This is a genomic window from Variovorax guangxiensis, assembly GCF_003952165.1.
Taxonomy (GTDB): Bacteria; Pseudomonadota; Gammaproteobacteria; order Burkholderiales; family Burkholderiaceae_C; genus Variovorax; species Variovorax guangxiensis.
The window spans coordinates 33,622-47,687 of record NZ_RXFT01000021.1 but is presented as its reverse complement, the minus strand read 5'-3'; the positions used below and the strand labels follow the sequence as shown (position 1 = coordinate 47,687).

Genomic DNA, 14,066 nt, shown 5'->3' with positions numbered 1-14,066 from the left:
TGCTAGGCGTCCGCCTTCTCCTGACCGGCGGTCTGCTGCTGCGACTGCTGCAGCAGTCGCTCTTCTTCCTCTTCGCCGTCGAGGCTGTCCCAGTCGCGCCCGAGCCTGCGGCGGCGCTCCTCGCGCTCGCGCGCCATCTGCTCCTCGAACTGCTGGCGGCCCGCCTTGTTGGCGGCGATCAGCTTGGCGCGGTCCTTGTAGTGCGGGTAGATGTCGTTGCTGAGTTCGATGTTTCGGCGGCGAAAGCGCATCGCCGATTCGCGCGCCTCGTAGGCCGGCCAGCCCAGGGCCTCGAGCGTGGCGCGCGCGCTGCGCAGCGACGACTCGAACAACTCGCGCTCCACTTGCGTCACGCCGCGGTCGCGCAGCTGGAACAGGTGCGTCACGTTGCGGGCGCGCGCGACGATGCGGGCCTGCGGGAAGTTCTCCTTCACCAGGTCGACGATCTCCAGCGACTGCTCGATATCGTCCACCGCCACCACGATCACCTTGGCCGTGCCCGCGCCCGCGGTGCGCAGCAGGTCGAGCCGCGTCGCGTCGCCGTAGAACACGCGGAAGCCGAACTGCCGCAAGCCTTCGACGGTGTCGGCGTCGTGGTCGAGCACGGTCACGCGCAGGCCCTGCGACATCAGCATGCGCCCGACGATCTGGCCGTAGCGGCCGAAGCCGCAGATCAGCACCTTGGCGTCCTGCTGCTCCGAAATTTCCTCGAGCTTGGTGCCGCCGTTGCGGCTGTAGCGCGGCAGCACGAACCGGTCGAGCAGCACCAGCAGAAGCGGCGACAGCAGCATCGACAGCGCCACCGCGCCGATCAGCAGCGAGGTGACCTCGGGCGGCAGCACGTCGGGGCCCGCCGCCTGGAACACCACGAAGGCGAACTCGCCGCCCTGCGCGAGCAGCAGCGTGAACACCGGCCGCTCCTGGTAGGCGATGCCCATCGCCTTGGCGAGCGCGTAGATCACCACCAGCTTGATGGCCACGAAGCCGACCACCAGCATCGCCATGATCCAGGGGCTAGCGATCAGCACGCCGAAGTTGATCGACATGCCCACCGCGATGAAGAACAGGCCCAGCAGCAGTCCCTTGAAGGGCTCGATGTCGGTTTCGAGCTCGCGCCGGTATTCGCTCTCGGCCAGCAGCACGCCGGCGAGGAAGGCCCCCAGCGCCATCGACAGGCCCACCAGCTGCATCAGCGCCGCGATGGCCACCACCAGCAGCAGGGCGGCGGCGGTGAAGATCTCGGGCGTGTCGCTGCGCGCGATCCAGCGCAGGATGGGCCGCAGCAGCAGCCGGCCGCCGAGGATGATGCCGCCGATCACGCCGATGATCTTCGCTGCCTCCAGCGCGCGCTCCAGCCCGGTCATCGACTGCTCTGCCGCGGTGGCGCCGGCCAGCAGCGGCAGCAGCGCGAGGATCGGAATGGCCGCCACGTCCTGGAACAGCAGGATCGAGAAGCCGGCCTGCCCGCTGGGCGTCTTCAGCAGGTTGCGCTCGCCGAACACCTGCAGCGCGATGGCGGTGGAAGAGAGCGCCAGGCCCAGCGCCGCCACCAGCGCCACGCGCCAGCTGGCGCCCACCGCGCAGCCGACCGCGAACAGCACTGCGGCGCAGCTCAGCACCTGCGCCGTGCCCCAGCCGAAGATGGGCCGGCGCAGGTTCCACAGGCGCTTGGGTTCGAGCTCCAGGCCCACCAGGAAGAGCATCAGCACCACGCCGAACTCGGCGAAATGCAGCACGTCCTCGACGCTGGAAACCAGCCCCAGCCCCCAGGGCCCGATGGCGATGCCGGCCACGAGGTAGCCGATGATCGAGCCCAGGCCCAGGGCCTTCGACAGCGGCACCACCAGCACGGCGGCGCTCAGGTAGATCAGGCTGTTGGTCAGCCAGGCGGGTGCGTGTTCCATTCAGGCCGCCTTCCCGTTTCCGCCAGTGGAGGCTGTGGTGGTGGCCAGCCCATGGGTCATCGCCGCGCGGAATGCGTCGGAGACCACCTTGCCGACCTCGTCGTTGTCGGCAGGCCGGTCGCTCTCGGGCACGGGGCAGGCGATGCAGGCGTCGATCTCCTCGATCTCCGGCCAGTCGGGATAGCTGCCCAGCCGCTGGGCGAAGGTCTCGATGTGTGACTTCACCGCGGTTTCGCCGGCGCTGCGCGCGCCGTAGAGGATCATCGGCGGCAGAAAGCGCATGCCGCACAGCGCGGCGGTCTGCTCGTAGGGCGGCAGGAAGGCGTCGAAGAAATAGCGGTGGTAGTTCTGCGGGTGGTAGCTGGCCTCGGGGCTGCCGGTGGTTGCGACCAGCCAGAGGTCCTTGCCCTGCAGGGCGGTGCCGCCGGGGCCGTAGGCCCAGCCGTAGGCGAGCACGTCGTCGAGCCAGAGCTTCTGCAGCGCGGGCATCGAGTACCACTGGATCGGATGCACCAGCACCACCAGGCTGGCCCTGGCGAGCCGGGCCTGCTCGGCCTCGACGTCGATGGCGAAATCGGGGTAGCTGCCGTAGAGGTCGTTGACGTCGACCCCCGGCACGCCGCGCGCGGCTGCGAGCATGCGGCGGTTGACGCGCGAGTCGCGCCAGTGGGGGTGCGCGGCCAGCACATAGATGCCGCCGGAGCCGGTTTCGGCGCCCTCGGCGGGAGTTCCCGTCGGTGTTGTTGTCGTCATCCCGCGAACATATCTCAAGAGCACGCTGCAAGGCGTTTCGCCGGGCAAAAACGCTCAGCGACTACCATTTGCGCTGTTGCCGTTCTGGAGGAGTGCTTTTATGCCGGTGGTTCTGGTCGCCAATCCCAAGGGGGGCGTGGGCAAGTCGACGATCGCGACGAACGTCGCGGGCTACTTCGCAAGCCGCGGCCATGCCGTGATGCTGGGCGACGTGGACCGCCAGCAGTCCTCCCGCCTGTGGCTGGGCCTGCGCCCGCCGATGGCCCGGCCGATCTCCACCTGGGAAGCCACCGGCGAAAGCACCGTGGTGCGCCCGCCGCGCGGCACCACGCACGCGGTGCTCGACACGCCCGCCGGCCTGCACGGCTGGCGCTTCAAGGAAGTGCTGGCGCTGGCCGACCGGGTGATCGTGCCGCTGCAGCCCAGCATCTTCGACATCTACGCCACGCGCGATTTCCTTGACCGGCTGCTGGAGAACCGCCGCGCCGAGAAGACGAAGATCGGCCTCGTCGGCATGCGGGTGAACGCCCGCACGCTGGCGGCCGACCGGCTCCACGAGTTCATCGCGGGGCTTGGCGTGCCGGTGATCGGCGAACTGCGCGACACGCAGAACTACGTGCAGCTGGCCGCGCGCGGGCTCACGCTGTTCGACATCGCACCCGGGCGCGTGCAGCGCGACCTGGAGCAGTGGCAGCCGATCTGCGAATGGCTCGACGCCTGAACGGCGTGCTGCCTGCTCCCGGTTTACCCTGATCCCGGTTGTCGCGAGGCCGACAGCCGCGCGGCGACCCCAGACGCCAGAATGCCCCGCATGACCAAGAAGACATTCCAGACCCTTCAGGATCTCGCCGCCTGCGTCGGCCAGGAAGTCGCCGTGAGCGACTGGATCGCCATCACGCAGGAGCAGGTCAACCAGTTCGCCGAGGCGACGGGCGACCACCAGTGGATCCACGTCGACATCGAGCGGGCCAAGGCCGGCCCCTTCGGCGGGCCGATCGCGCATGGTTTTCTCACACTGTCGCTGCTGCCGCGCTTCTACGAGACGGCGCTGGACGTGGTTGAGTCGCGCATGGGCGTGAACTACGGCCTGAACAAGGTGCGCTTCATGTCGCCGGTGCCGGTGGGCAAGCGCCTGCGGGCGCGCATGAAGCTGCTGACGGCCGAGCCCATTGCCGACGATGGCTTCCAGATGAGCTGGGAAACCACCATCGAGCTCGAAGGCGCCGCAAAGCCGGCCTGCGTGGCCGAGTCGGTGGTGCGCCGCTATCGCTGAAGAGCGGCCGGCGGCCGCTCTTCTTTTCTTCTTTCTTCTTACATCCTGCGGTCGGTCACTTCGCCGTAGGTGGCCGCGCCCTGGCGCGTGATGCTCAGCGCGCTGGCACGCACCGCGTTGCGGTCGGTATTGCCGTTCCTGGCCTGCATCGTGCCGGTGCCGCCATTGCTGATCTGCAGCGGCTGGCGCGCGTCGGCCTGCACCTGCGCGCGCGACAGCGTCGACTGGAAGGGCGCGGGCGGGAGCGGGTTCTGCTCTCCCTGGAAGGCTTGCGCGCCGCTGGCGAAGGCGAGCGTGGCGAAGGCGGCAAGGGCAATCGGCTTGGCATTCATGGCGGGACTCCTTGGGGCAAGGTGGTGGATGGAACGAATGCCGGTCGGCTGACGGCCGGCATATCTTCCATACGGCGCGACCCGCCGATCGGATGTGTCCGCCCCTGCTGCCCGTAGGGGCGGCTGATGCTTCAGCCGAAGCCGTTCTGCCGCCAGGCCTCGAACACCGTCACCGCCACCGCGTTCGAGAGATTCAGGCTGCGCTGGCCCTCGCGCATCGGCAGCCGCAGGCGCTGGGCCTCGGGGAAGCCGTCGCGCAGCGCGGGCGGCAGGCCGCTGGTTTCCGAGCCGAACACCAGCCAGTCGCCGGGCTGGAAGCGGATGTCGTGCACCGGGCGTGAACCGCGCGTGGTGAGCGCGAACATGCGGTCCGCGGCCGGTTGCTCTGTTGAAAGCAAGGCCTGCCAGTCGGCGTGGCGCTTGACCTCGGCGTACTCGTGATAGTCGAGGCCGGCGCGGCGCAGCAGGCGGTCGTCCATCGAGAAACCCAGCGGCTCCACGAGGTGCAGCTTGCAGCCGGTGTTGGCTGCGAGCCGGATCACGTTGCCGGTGTTCGGCGGGATTTCGGGGTGGACCAGGACGATATTGAACATGCGGCGATTGTCGGCGGGGCGGTGCGAAGGCTCAGCGCGGCGGATCGGTCCGGGCGAGCACGATGGCGCTGACGTAGGCTGCGCCGGCCTGCCGCAGCACCTCTGCGGCGGTGAAGATCGATGCGCCGCTGGTCATCACATCGTCCACCAGCACGACGCGCCGGCCGCGCAGCTTGTGGGCGCGCAGCGGTTCGACGGCGAAGGCGCCGCGCAGGTTGCGCAGCCGCTCGGCGCGCGACAGGCCGCTCTGCGCCGGCGTTTCGCGCGTGCGAAGGAGCAGGGTGGCGTCGGTCTTCGTTGGCGCCAGTCGGCGCGCCAGTTCGTGCGCCTGGTTGAATCCGCGTTCGCGCAATCGGCCGCGCGCAAGCGGCATCGGCAGCACGATGTCGCCGGCTTCCAGCGCGGGCTCCACCCAGGGCGCGCTGCGCAGGAGCGTGGCGAAGGGACCGGCCCAGCCGGCCTCGCCACGGAACTTGAAGGCGGCGATGGCGTCCGGCCAGGGCCAGGCGTAGGTGCAGGCGGCGAGGCAGGCATCCAGCGGCGGCGGGTTCTTCACGCACTCGCCGCAGCGGCTAACGCCATCGGGCACGGGCAGGGCGCAGCCCCCGCAGCGCGCGGCTGGCGGTGCGAAGCGGGCTACGCAGGCGTCGCACACGGGGCGCGAGGGCCAGGCGCGGCAGACCGCGCACTGGCTGGGCAGCCGCGCCAGCAGCGAGCCGAACGACGCGAAAGGGGAAAGAGGAGCGAAAGGCCACATGGCCCGGAGGCTGGACATCGCCTCAATATACTCACGGCCCCATGGCCACCGACCCCACAAGACGACCGCCGACCATCGATGCCACGGCGGCCGCCCGCTGGCGCCGGCTCGCGCCCGCCGACGGCGCCTCTCCCTGGCTGCACGAGGAAATCGGCCGCCGAATGGAAGACCGGCTGCAATGGATCAAGGCCCAGCCCCGCCACTGGGCCGACTGGGCGCCGCTGCGCAGCGGCCTCGAGGCCCATGAACTTGTCGCACGCCGCTACAAGGACGCGGCCTCCTACGTGATCGAACCCGAGCCCGCGCTCGCCGCCGCCACCGGCCAGGCGCTCGCCGCGCCGTGGTGGAGCGCGCGGCGCTGGCAGGCCGGCAAGGCGCGCTTCGAGGCGCCGCCCGAAGACGGTGTCGACCTGCTCTGGGCCAACATGTCGCTGCACATGGCGGCCGACCCCGAGGCGCTGATCTCGCACTGGCACAGGCTGGTGGCGACCGACGGCTTCCTCATGTTCTCCTGCCTGGGCCCTGACACCGTGCGCGAGCTGCGCGCGCTGCATGCCCGCCTGGGCTGGCCGGCAGCGGGCCACGAGTACACCGACATGCACGACTGGGGCGACATGCTGGTGCATGCCGGCTTCGCCGAGCCGGTGATGGACATGGAGCGCATCGTGCTGACCTGGGCCACGCCCGAGGCGGCGCTGGCCGAACTGCGCACGCTGGGCCGCAACCTGCATCCGGCGCGCTTTCCGGCGCTGCGGGGCAAGGGCTGGCTCCAGTCGTTGAAGAAGGCGCTGCCCGAACTCGCGCCGGCCGAGGGCGGCGACGGGCGCATCGCGCTGACCTTCGAGGTCGTCTACGGCCACGCGTTCAAGCCGGTGCCGCGCGTGTCGCTCGCGGCCGAGAGCGCGGTGTCGTTGCGCGAGATGCGATCGATGCTCCAGCGCGGGCGTCCGGGCGCCTGAGCGATCGCGGCGGGCGCGTGTGGAAAACGCGTGCCGGAAACGCTAGTCGTACAGGGCGTTTCTTGCCTACTAGTAGTGACCCGTAGGCGTCCCACAGGGCACTCGGGCGCAGGTATCTACCCGCTACAATCCGCCGTTGCGTGAAACTCGCGGGTATTGTCCCGCGATCGAGGGGTGTCGGATCCTGTTCGTACGAGAGGGTTTGGCGACCGTCGACGCACCGATTTGCTGAACTCGCCCGTGTCGAATTCCGTGTTTCGATTTGCCACCGTTTCAGGCCAGAGCATCCACTGGTTCCTGAAGCGCAACTGCTCGGTGACGCCGAGCCAGCTGGGCTGGCTCTACGCTTCGCTGTGCGTGGTATCTCTCGGCATCGGCACCCTGTTCTGGCTGCACGGTGCGCCCATGGTGCTGCCTTTTGCCTGGCTCGAGCTGGCCGCCGTCGGGTTTGCCTTCATGGTGTACGCAAGGCATGCGACGGATGGCGAGAAGATCGCATTGCAGGAGGGACGTCTCGTCGTCGAGCTCGAAAACGGCGGGCACTACGAGCGCACGGAATTTCTTCCGCACCAGGTGCGGATCGAACCCCAGACCGGCGATCGCTCGCTGATCGAGGTCTCGGGGCAGGGTCGATCGGTCAGGGTGGGGCGCTATGTACGCCCGGAGTTGCGTGCGGCCTTGGCCCGCGAGATTCGAATGGCGTTGCGTGGCGCCTGAGGGGGCTCGCGCAGTGCTGCACGGTTGGGTTTGTCGAAAAATTGAAGAAACGTGAACACGATGAAGAGCATTTGGCGCAATAAGTACAGGCCGGCGAATCTGTTGCTGGCGGCCGGCGCGGCTTTCAGCAGCGCGGCGCACGCAGTCAACGATCTGCCCGGCGGCCCTTCGGTGCGCCAGTTGAATCTTCCGGTCGGCGTGACCAAGATCGCGCAGGAGCAGCATCTGCTCCACACGATCATGATGATCCTGTGCACGGTCATCTTCGTCGGCGTGTTCGCGGTGATGTTCTATTCCATCTGGAAGCACCGCAAGTCGGTGGGCCACAAGGCCGCCAACTTCCATGAATCGGTGGTGGTCGAGGTCATCTGGACCATCGTGCCCTTCCTCATCGTCATCATCATGGCGCTGCCCGCCACCAAGGTGCTGGTGGCCCAGAAGGACACCACCAACGCCGACCTCACGATCAAGACCACTGGCTATCAGTGGAAGTGGGGCTACGACTACCTCAACGGCGAAGGCGAGGGCCTGGCCTTCATCTCCACGCTCGACAGCTCGCAGCGCGCCATGTCCGACGCGGGCGCCAGGGGTCAGATGCCCGACGACTACCTGCTCAAGGTCGACAACCCGCTGGTCGTGCCGGTCAACAAGAAGGTCCGCATCATCACCACCGCGAACGACGTGATCCACGCCTTCGCCGTGCCGCAGCTGGGCCTCAAGCAGGACGCCATTCCCGGCTTCGTGCGCGACACCTGGTTCCGCGCCGAGACCGTGGGCGACTACTACGGCCAGTGCCAGGAACTGTGCGGCAAGGAACATGCCTACATGCCGATCCACGTGAAGGTGGTCTCGGCCGCCGACTACACGACCTGGGTGGCCGCCAAGCGCAAGGAAGCTGCCGCCAAGCTCGACGACCCGACCAAGGTCTGGACCCTGCCCGACATGCTCGCGCGCGGCGAGAAGGTCTATGCCGCCAACTGCGCGGCCTGCCACCAGGCCAACGGCAAGGGCGCCGGCCCGATCAAGCCGCTGGACGGCTCGGCCAAGGTGACCGACGCCGACCACAAGGTCCAGCTGACGGTGCTGCTGAACGGCCAGAACAACGGCGCAATGCCCTCCTGGAAGCAACTGAGCGATACCGACCTCGCGGCCGTGGCCACGTACACCAAGAACAGCTGGTCGAACAAGACGGGCCAGCTGGTGCAGCCGGCCGAAGTGCTGGCCCTGCGCGCCAAGTGATGCGCGAGCGCCCCGCGACGAAGAAATTGCAAGGAACAACGAAATGAGCGCAGTTCTCGACCCCCACGGTCACGCAGCAGGCCACGGCGACCACGCACACGACGATCATCACGACCACCACGCGCCCACCGGCTGGCGCCGCTGGGTGTTCGCCACCAACCACAAGGACATCGGCACGCTGTACCTGCTGTTCAGCTTCACCATGCTGATGGTGGGCGGCGTGCTCGCGCTGCTGATCCGCGCCGAGCTGTTCCAGCCCGGCCTGCAACTGGTGAACCCGGAGCTCTTCAACCAGTTCACCACCATGCACGGCCTGATCATGGTGTTCGGCGCGATCATGCCGGCCTTCGTGGGCTTCGCGAACTGGATGATCCCGCTGCAGGTGGGCGCCTCCGACATGGCGTTCGCGCGCATGAACAACTTCAGCTTCTGGCTGCTGATCCCGGCGGCGCTGATGCTGGTGGGCTCGTTCTTCATGCCCGGCGGGGCACCCGCCGCGGGCTGGACGCTGTACGCGCCGCTCACGCTGCAGATGGGCCCCTCGATGGACGCCGGCATCTTCGCGATGCACATCATGGGCGCCTCGTCGATCATGGGCTCGATCAACATCATCGTGACCATCCTCAACATGCGCGCCCCCGGCATGACGCTGATGAAGATGCCGATGTTCTGCTGGACCTGGCTCATCACCGCCTACCTGCTGATCGCCGTGATGCCCGTGCTCGCCGGCGCCATCACGATGACGCTGACCGATCGCCACTTCGGCACCAGCTTCTTCAACCCCGCCGGCGGCGGCGACCCGGTGATGTACCAGCACATCTTCTGGTTCTTCGGCCACCCCGAGGTCTACATCATGATCCTGCCGGCGTTCGGCATCATCAGCCAGGTGGTGCCGGCCTTCGCCCGCAAGAAGCTCTTCGGCTATGCCTCGATGGTGTACGCCACCTCGTCGATCGCCATCCTGTCGTTCATCGTGTGGGCGCACCACATGTTCACGACCGGCATGCCGCTGACCGGCCAGCTGTTCTTCATGTACGCGACCATGCTGATCGCGGTGCCCACGGCCGTGAAGATCTTCAACTGGATCGCCACCATGTGGCAGGGCTCGATGACCTTCGAGACGCCGATGCTGTTCGCCGTCGGCTTCATCTTCGTGTTCACCATGGGCGGCTTCACCGGCCTGATCCTGGCCGTCGCCCCCATCGACACGCAGCTGCAGGACACGTACTACGTGGTGGCCCATTTCCATTACGTGCTGGTGGCGGGTTCGCTGTTCGCCATGTTCTCGGGCTTCTACTACTGGGCTCCGAAGTGGACCGGCGTGATGTACAACGAGACGCGCGGCAAGGTGCACTTCTGGTGGTCGCTGATCTCGTTCAACGTGACCTTCTTCCCGATGCACTTCCTGGGCCTGGCCGGCATGCCGCGACGCTACGCCGACTACCCGATGCAGTTCGCCGACTTCAACGCCGTCGCGTCTGTCGGTGCCTTCTTCTTCGGTTTTGCCCAGTTGTATTTCTTCCTGTTCATCGTGCTGCCCACGATGCGCGGCAAGGGCGAGAAGGCTGCCCAGAAGCCGTGGGAAGCTGCCGAGGGCCTCGAGTGGGAAGTGCCGTCGCCGGCACCGTTCCACACCTTCGAGAACCCGCCCAAGCTCGACGCGACCGCCACCAAGGTGATCGGTTGAACGCACTGTCAGCCTACGCAGCACGATGACGCCCGAGCAGAAAAGGAACAACCGCCGCATGGGGCTCACGCTGGCCTCCATCGCCGTGGTGTTCTTCATCGGCTTCATCGTCCGCATGGTCTGGTTCAGCGGCCGCTGACCGGGCATTCGAGCAGGCAACGAACGGGAGCACACGCGCATGAGCCTCGGTCCACGCATCCGCCGCGCCAACGTCCGCATGGTCGGCAAGCTGGCCGTCGTGGCCTGCGGCATGTTCGCCTTCGGCTATGCGCTGGTGCCGATGTACCGCGCGATCTGCGAGATGACCGGCATCAACATCCTCGCGCTCTCCGAGCTCGAGGTGCCGGGCGGCGCGAGCGGTGGCAAGAACGTGCGCGTGCCCGACAACACGCAGGTCGACAAGAGCCGCACCATCACGGTCGAGTTCGATTCCAACGTGCGCGGCGGCCTCTGGGACTTCAAGCCCGCGGAGCGGACCATCCAGGTGCACCCGGGCGAGCTCAACACGGTGATGTACGAGTTCCAGAACGTGCAGAACCGCCGCATGGCCGCGCAGGCCATCCCGAGCTACGCGCCGCAGCAGGCCGCGCCGTACTTCAACAAGCTCGAGTGCTTCTGCTTCAACCAGTACACGCTCGATCCGGGCGAGAAGAAGCAGTGGCCGGTCGCGTTCGTGATCGACCCGAAGATTTCCAAGGACGTGAAGACCATCACGCTGTCGTACACCTTCTTCGAGGTGGGCGGCAAGACGCCCGCGGCCCCGGTGGCCGCCGTTACCAGCTCCGCGAATGAGCCGCGCTCGTGACCGATCCCTCGAACCGGCCGAAGGCTTCGCTGTGGGACACGGTGAAGGCGGTGGGCTGGTCGTTCTTCGGCGTGCGCAAGAACAGCGCCTACCAGGAAGACCTGCGCAAGCTCAACCCGCTGCACATCATCGCGGTGGCGTTCGTGGCGGTGGTGGTCTTCGTGGTCGCCCTCGTGCTGGTGGTGCGCCATGTGGTCGCGTCGGCCGGGGCCTGACGGAAAAGAAGCCTTCCACGGCAAGCAGAATCCATTGAACCGAGAAGAGAAGAAAGAGAGCCAGGAGCTGATATGAGTTCAACCACCCACGGCACCACGCCCTACTATTTCGTGCCGGGCCCCTCGGCCTATCCGGTCTCGGCCGCGATCGGTTTGTTCTTCGTGATCCTTGGCGCCGCGCAATGGATCAACGGCCACCAGTGGGGCGCATGGTCCCTGCTGGCCGGCATGGTGATCTGGCTCGGCACGCTCTTCGTCTGGTTCCGCGCCGCCATCGGCGAGAGCGAGAGCGGCCAGTACGGCCACAAGATCGACCTCTCGTTCCGCTGGAGCATGAGCTGGTTCATCTTCTCGGAAGTGATGTTCTTCGGCGCGTTCTTCACCGCGCTGTGGTGGGCACGCACTCACGCGCTGCCATCGCTCGGCAGCCTCGACAACGCGCTGCTGTGGCCCGACTTCAAGGCCGTGTGGCCCAGCGTCGCCGCCGGCGCCACCGCCTCGCCGGCAGGCATCGTCGAGCCCTTCCAGACCGTCGGCCCGTTCTGGCTGCCCACGATCAATACCGCGCTGCTGCTGAGCTCGGGCGTGACGCTCACCATCGCCCACCACGCGCTGCGCGCCGGCCATCGCGCGCAGACGATCCGCTTCATGTGGCTCACCGTGCTGCTGGGCGTGATCTTCCTGGGCGTGCAAGGTTACGAATACCACCACCTGTACACCGAACTGAACCTCAAGCTCAGCTCCGGCACCTACGGCTCGACCTTCTTCATGCTGACCGGCTTCCACGGCCTGCACGTGTTCATCGGCATGCTGATGCTGCTGTTCATCACGCTGCGACTGCGCAAGGGCCACTTCACGCCAGAGCGCCACTTCGGCTTCGAGGGCGCGGCCTGGTACTGGCACTTCGTGGACGTGGTCTGGCTCGGCCTTTACCTGCTGGTCTATTGGCTTTGAGCGAAGAACCTCGCGGCATGACAAGAAAAAGGCGCCGGAAGGCGCCTTTTTCTTGGTTCTCCTGGCACGAGCATCATCTACTTGCCGAGCGGGAGCCCGGTTGGCTGGATGTATCCGAACTTCCAGGCGAGCAGCATGCAGAGGAACAAAAACACCGACAGGCCGATCCGAACGGTGAGCGCGCGCGCCATGCCGCCGCTCTTGGCGCGCCCGTTGCGCCCGTCCTTCAGCATGAAGTACAGGGCAAACGCGAGGCTCGCGAAGATGCCCACGAACACCAGGGCGACGAAGTATTTCATGACCCGCATTATCGGCCGCACGCCCCGCCCCCTCCAGTGACTCCCGTATCCCTGTATTCCGACGAACCTCGCCTGCGCCGGGGCCGCTTCTGGGTGATGACCATTGCCGCCGCCCTGACCGTGTCGGCCACCATTTCGCTGGGCCGCTGGCAGCTCTCGCGCGCCGCCCAGAAGGAAGCGCTTCAGGCCAGCATCGATGCCGAGAAGCTGAAGCCGCCGCTGACGCAGGCAGAGTTCCTTGCCCTCGGCAAGGCCTCCGACGCGATGCACCGCGCAGTGCGCCTGCGCGGCCTCTGGCTCACGCCGCAGACCGTGTATCTCGACAACCGCCAGATGCACGGCACGCCCGGCTTCTACGTGCTGACGCCCTTCGCCCTCGAGGGCACCGAGCAGACGGTGATGGTGCAGCGCGGCTGGATCCAGCGCAATTTCGTCGACCGCACGAAGCTGGGCGCGGTCGAGACGCCGGCCGGCATCGTCGAAGTCACCGGCCTGATCGAGCCGCCGCCGAGCCACCTGCTGGAACTGGGCTCCGCCGCGCCGGCGCCCGTGCCCGCAGCCTCCGCACCTGCCGCGGCGGCCTCGGCCCCGGCTTCCACCGCCGCTGCGGCACCGGTCGCCGAAGGGTATTCGCCCATCCGGCAGAATCTCGACCTTGAGGCCTTCCGTGCCGAAACCAGACTGCCCCTGCGCACCGACGTGTCGCTGCAGCAGGGCGGCCCGGCTTCCGAGGGCCTGCAGCGCGACTGGCCGGCGCCGGCACTGGGCCTCGAGAGGCACTACGGTTACGCATTCCAGTGGTTCGGCCTGTCGGCCCTCGTCGTCATCCTCTATGTCTGGTTCCAATTCATCACGCCCATCCGCCGCTCAAGGCGCCGCGCACGCGATGGCCGCTTCTGACGAACCCCTGGGCCTGACGGTGCATTCGATGCCGTCGCCCAACCAGGCGCTCGACGGCGCGGAGGGCCGGCGCACGGCCATGGGACGCTGGAAGATGATCGCGGTGATGCTGATGTGCGCATCGCCCGTCATCGCCTCGTACTTCACGTACTACGTGATCCGGCCCGAGGGGCGCAGCGTCTACGGCGAGCTGATCGACCCGCAGCGCGAGCTGCCGAAGATCGCCGCCACCGACCGCAGCGGCGCACCCGTCGACCTTGCCACGCTCAAGGGCCAGTGGCTGCTGGTGACGGTGGCCGATGCCGCATGCGACACGCTGTGCGAACAGCAGCTCTATCTGGCGCGGCAACTGCGCGAGAGCTTGGGCCGCGAGAAAGATCGCATGGACCGCGTCTGGCTGGTGAGCGACGCCGCTCCCGTGCCCGAGCGCCTGAACAACGGCCTGCACGGCGCGACCGTGCTGCGCGTGCCGGCCGACCAGCTCTCGAAATGGCTAGCGCCCGCGCAAGGCCACTCGCTGGCCGAACACCTTTACGTGGTCGATCCCATGGGCAACTGGATGATGCGTTTTCCGGCCCGCATGGACGTCGCCGGCGCGAGCCGCGCCAAGCGCGACCTCGACCGCCTGCTGCGCGCCTCGGCGTCGTGGGACGAACCCGGCCGCTGACGGCACGACGGA

Annotated in this window: 18 protein-coding genes; 12 read left to right on the top strand and 6 right to left on the bottom strand. The window is 67.5% G+C overall.

Annotated features, from left to right (window positions below; genetic code table 11):
- Positions 1 to 2: 2 nt before the first annotated feature.
- Positions 3 to 1,904, bottom strand: a complete 1,902-nt coding sequence (gene kefC, locus EJP67_RS31120; protein ID WP_126025569.1) for a glutathione-regulated potassium-efflux system protein KefC — start codon at positions 1,902 to 1,904, stop codon at positions 3 to 5.
- Complete coding sequence (gene kefF / locus EJP67_RS31115) at positions 1,905 to 2,657, bottom strand: glutathione-regulated potassium-efflux system oxidoreductase KefF (protein ID WP_126025568.1); 753 nt, start codon at positions 2,655 to 2,657, stop codon at positions 1,905 to 1,907.
- A gap of 100 nt (positions 2,658 to 2,757) precedes the next feature.
- Here kefF and EJP67_RS31110 point away from each other — a divergent pair, with 100 nt between their 5' ends.
- Together EJP67_RS31110 and EJP67_RS31105 are read left to right on the top strand one after the other, a co-directional pair.
- Positions 2,758 to 3,378: a ParA family protein gene (locus tag EJP67_RS31110; RefSeq protein WP_126025567.1), complete on the top strand. Its 621-nt coding sequence runs from the start codon at positions 2,758 to 2,760 to the stop codon at positions 3,376 to 3,378.
- Between the two features lie 81 nt (positions 3,379 to 3,459).
- The gene (locus EJP67_RS31105; protein WP_126025566.1) at positions 3,460 to 3,930 is read left to right on the top strand and encodes a MaoC family dehydratase; all 471 of its coding nucleotides are present in this window, start codon (positions 3,460 to 3,462) and stop codon (positions 3,928 to 3,930) included.
- A 38-nt stretch (positions 3,931 to 3,968) separates the two neighbouring features.
- On the opposite strand, the gene EJP67_RS31100 is transcribed toward EJP67_RS31105, so the two are convergent.
- From EJP67_RS31100 to EJP67_RS31090, 3 genes are all read right to left on the bottom strand, one after another.
- The gene (locus EJP67_RS31100) at positions 3,969 to 4,262 is read right to left on the bottom strand and encodes a DUF4148 domain-containing protein (RefSeq protein ID WP_126025565.1); all 294 of its coding nucleotides are present in this window, start codon (positions 4,260 to 4,262) and stop codon (positions 3,969 to 3,971) included.
- A gap of 131 nt (positions 4,263 to 4,393) precedes the next feature.
- Positions 4,394 to 4,855, bottom strand: a complete 462-nt coding sequence (gene trmL, locus EJP67_RS31095) for a tRNA (uridine(34)/cytosine(34)/5-carboxymethylaminomethyluridine(34)-2'-O)-methyltransferase TrmL (RefSeq protein ID WP_126025564.1) — start codon at positions 4,853 to 4,855, stop codon at positions 4,394 to 4,396.
- Positions 4,856 to 4,886: 31 nt separating this feature from the next.
- Positions 4,887 to 5,612 (bottom strand): ComF family protein, encoded by a 726-nt coding sequence (locus EJP67_RS31090; protein ID WP_126025636.1) that lies wholly within the window; start codon positions 5,610 to 5,612, stop codon positions 4,887 to 4,889.
- A gap of 41 nt (positions 5,613 to 5,653) precedes the next feature.
- Here EJP67_RS31090 and EJP67_RS31085 point away from each other — a divergent pair, with 41 nt between their 5' ends.
- The 8 genes from EJP67_RS31085 (at position 5,654) to EJP67_RS31055 (ending at position 12,188) form a co-directional block, all read left to right on the top strand.
- Positions 5,654 to 6,571 carry a class I SAM-dependent methyltransferase gene (locus EJP67_RS31085; RefSeq protein ID WP_126025563.1) on the top strand — a complete coding sequence of 306 codons (918 nt, stop codon included), beginning with the start codon at positions 5,654 to 5,656 and terminating at the stop codon, positions 6,569 to 6,571.
- 240 nt (positions 6,572 to 6,811) lie between these two features.
- Positions 6,812 to 7,288, top strand: a complete 477-nt coding sequence (locus tag EJP67_RS31080; RefSeq protein ID WP_126025562.1) for a DUF2244 domain-containing protein — start codon at positions 6,812 to 6,814, stop codon at positions 7,286 to 7,288.
- Between the two features lie 60 nt (positions 7,289 to 7,348).
- Complete coding sequence (coxB, locus tag EJP67_RS31075; RefSeq protein ID WP_126025561.1) at positions 7,349 to 8,527, top strand: cytochrome c oxidase subunit II; 1,179 nt, start codon at positions 7,349 to 7,351, stop codon at positions 8,525 to 8,527.
- A 43-nt stretch (positions 8,528 to 8,570) separates the two neighbouring features.
- On the top strand, positions 8,571 to 10,214 hold the full coding sequence (ctaD, locus tag EJP67_RS31070) for a cytochrome c oxidase subunit I (RefSeq protein ID WP_126025560.1): 1,644 nt from the start codon (positions 8,571 to 8,573) through the stop codon (positions 10,212 to 10,214).
- A 25-nt stretch (positions 10,215 to 10,239) separates the two neighbouring features.
- Entirely contained in the window at positions 10,240 to 10,353 is a 114-nt protein-coding gene (locus tag EJP67_RS34070) for a cytochrome oxidase small assembly protein (protein ID WP_019656111.1), read from the top strand.
- 39 nt (positions 10,354 to 10,392) lie between these two features.
- Positions 10,393 to 11,019, top strand: coding sequence for a cytochrome c oxidase assembly protein (locus EJP67_RS31065; RefSeq protein WP_126025559.1), 627 nt, complete (start codon positions 10,393 to 10,395; stop codon positions 11,017 to 11,019).
- Entirely contained in the window at positions 11,016 to 11,234 is a 219-nt protein-coding gene (locus tag EJP67_RS31060; protein ID WP_126025558.1) for a DUF2970 domain-containing protein, read from the top strand. Before EJP67_RS31065 ends, EJP67_RS31060 begins: the two co-directional genes overlap by 4 nt.
- A 72-nt stretch (positions 11,235 to 11,306) precedes the next feature.
- Positions 11,307 to 12,188 carry a cytochrome c oxidase subunit 3 gene (locus tag EJP67_RS31055; protein ID WP_126025557.1) on the top strand — a complete coding sequence of 294 codons (882 nt, stop codon included), beginning with the start codon at positions 11,307 to 11,309 and terminating at the stop codon, positions 12,186 to 12,188.
- A 77-nt stretch (positions 12,189 to 12,265) separates the two neighbouring features.
- On the opposite strand, the gene EJP67_RS31050 is transcribed toward EJP67_RS31055, so the two are convergent.
- On the bottom strand, positions 12,266 to 12,496 hold the full coding sequence (locus EJP67_RS31050; protein ID WP_093206674.1) for a twin transmembrane helix small protein: 231 nt from the start codon (positions 12,494 to 12,496) through the stop codon (positions 12,266 to 12,268).
- A gap of 27 nt (positions 12,497 to 12,523) precedes the next feature.
- Here EJP67_RS31050 and EJP67_RS31045 point away from each other — a divergent pair, with 27 nt between their 5' ends.
- A complete protein-coding gene (locus EJP67_RS31045) occupies positions 12,524 to 13,387 on the top strand; it encodes an SURF1 family protein (RefSeq protein ID WP_126025556.1) in 864 nt (287 codons plus the stop codon).
- On the top strand, positions 13,374 to 14,054 hold the full coding sequence (locus EJP67_RS31040; protein WP_126025555.1) for an SCO family protein: 681 nt from the start codon (positions 13,374 to 13,376) through the stop codon (positions 14,052 to 14,054). Before EJP67_RS31045 ends, EJP67_RS31040 begins: the two co-directional genes overlap by 14 nt.
- Positions 14,055 to 14,066: the final 12 nt, after the last annotated feature.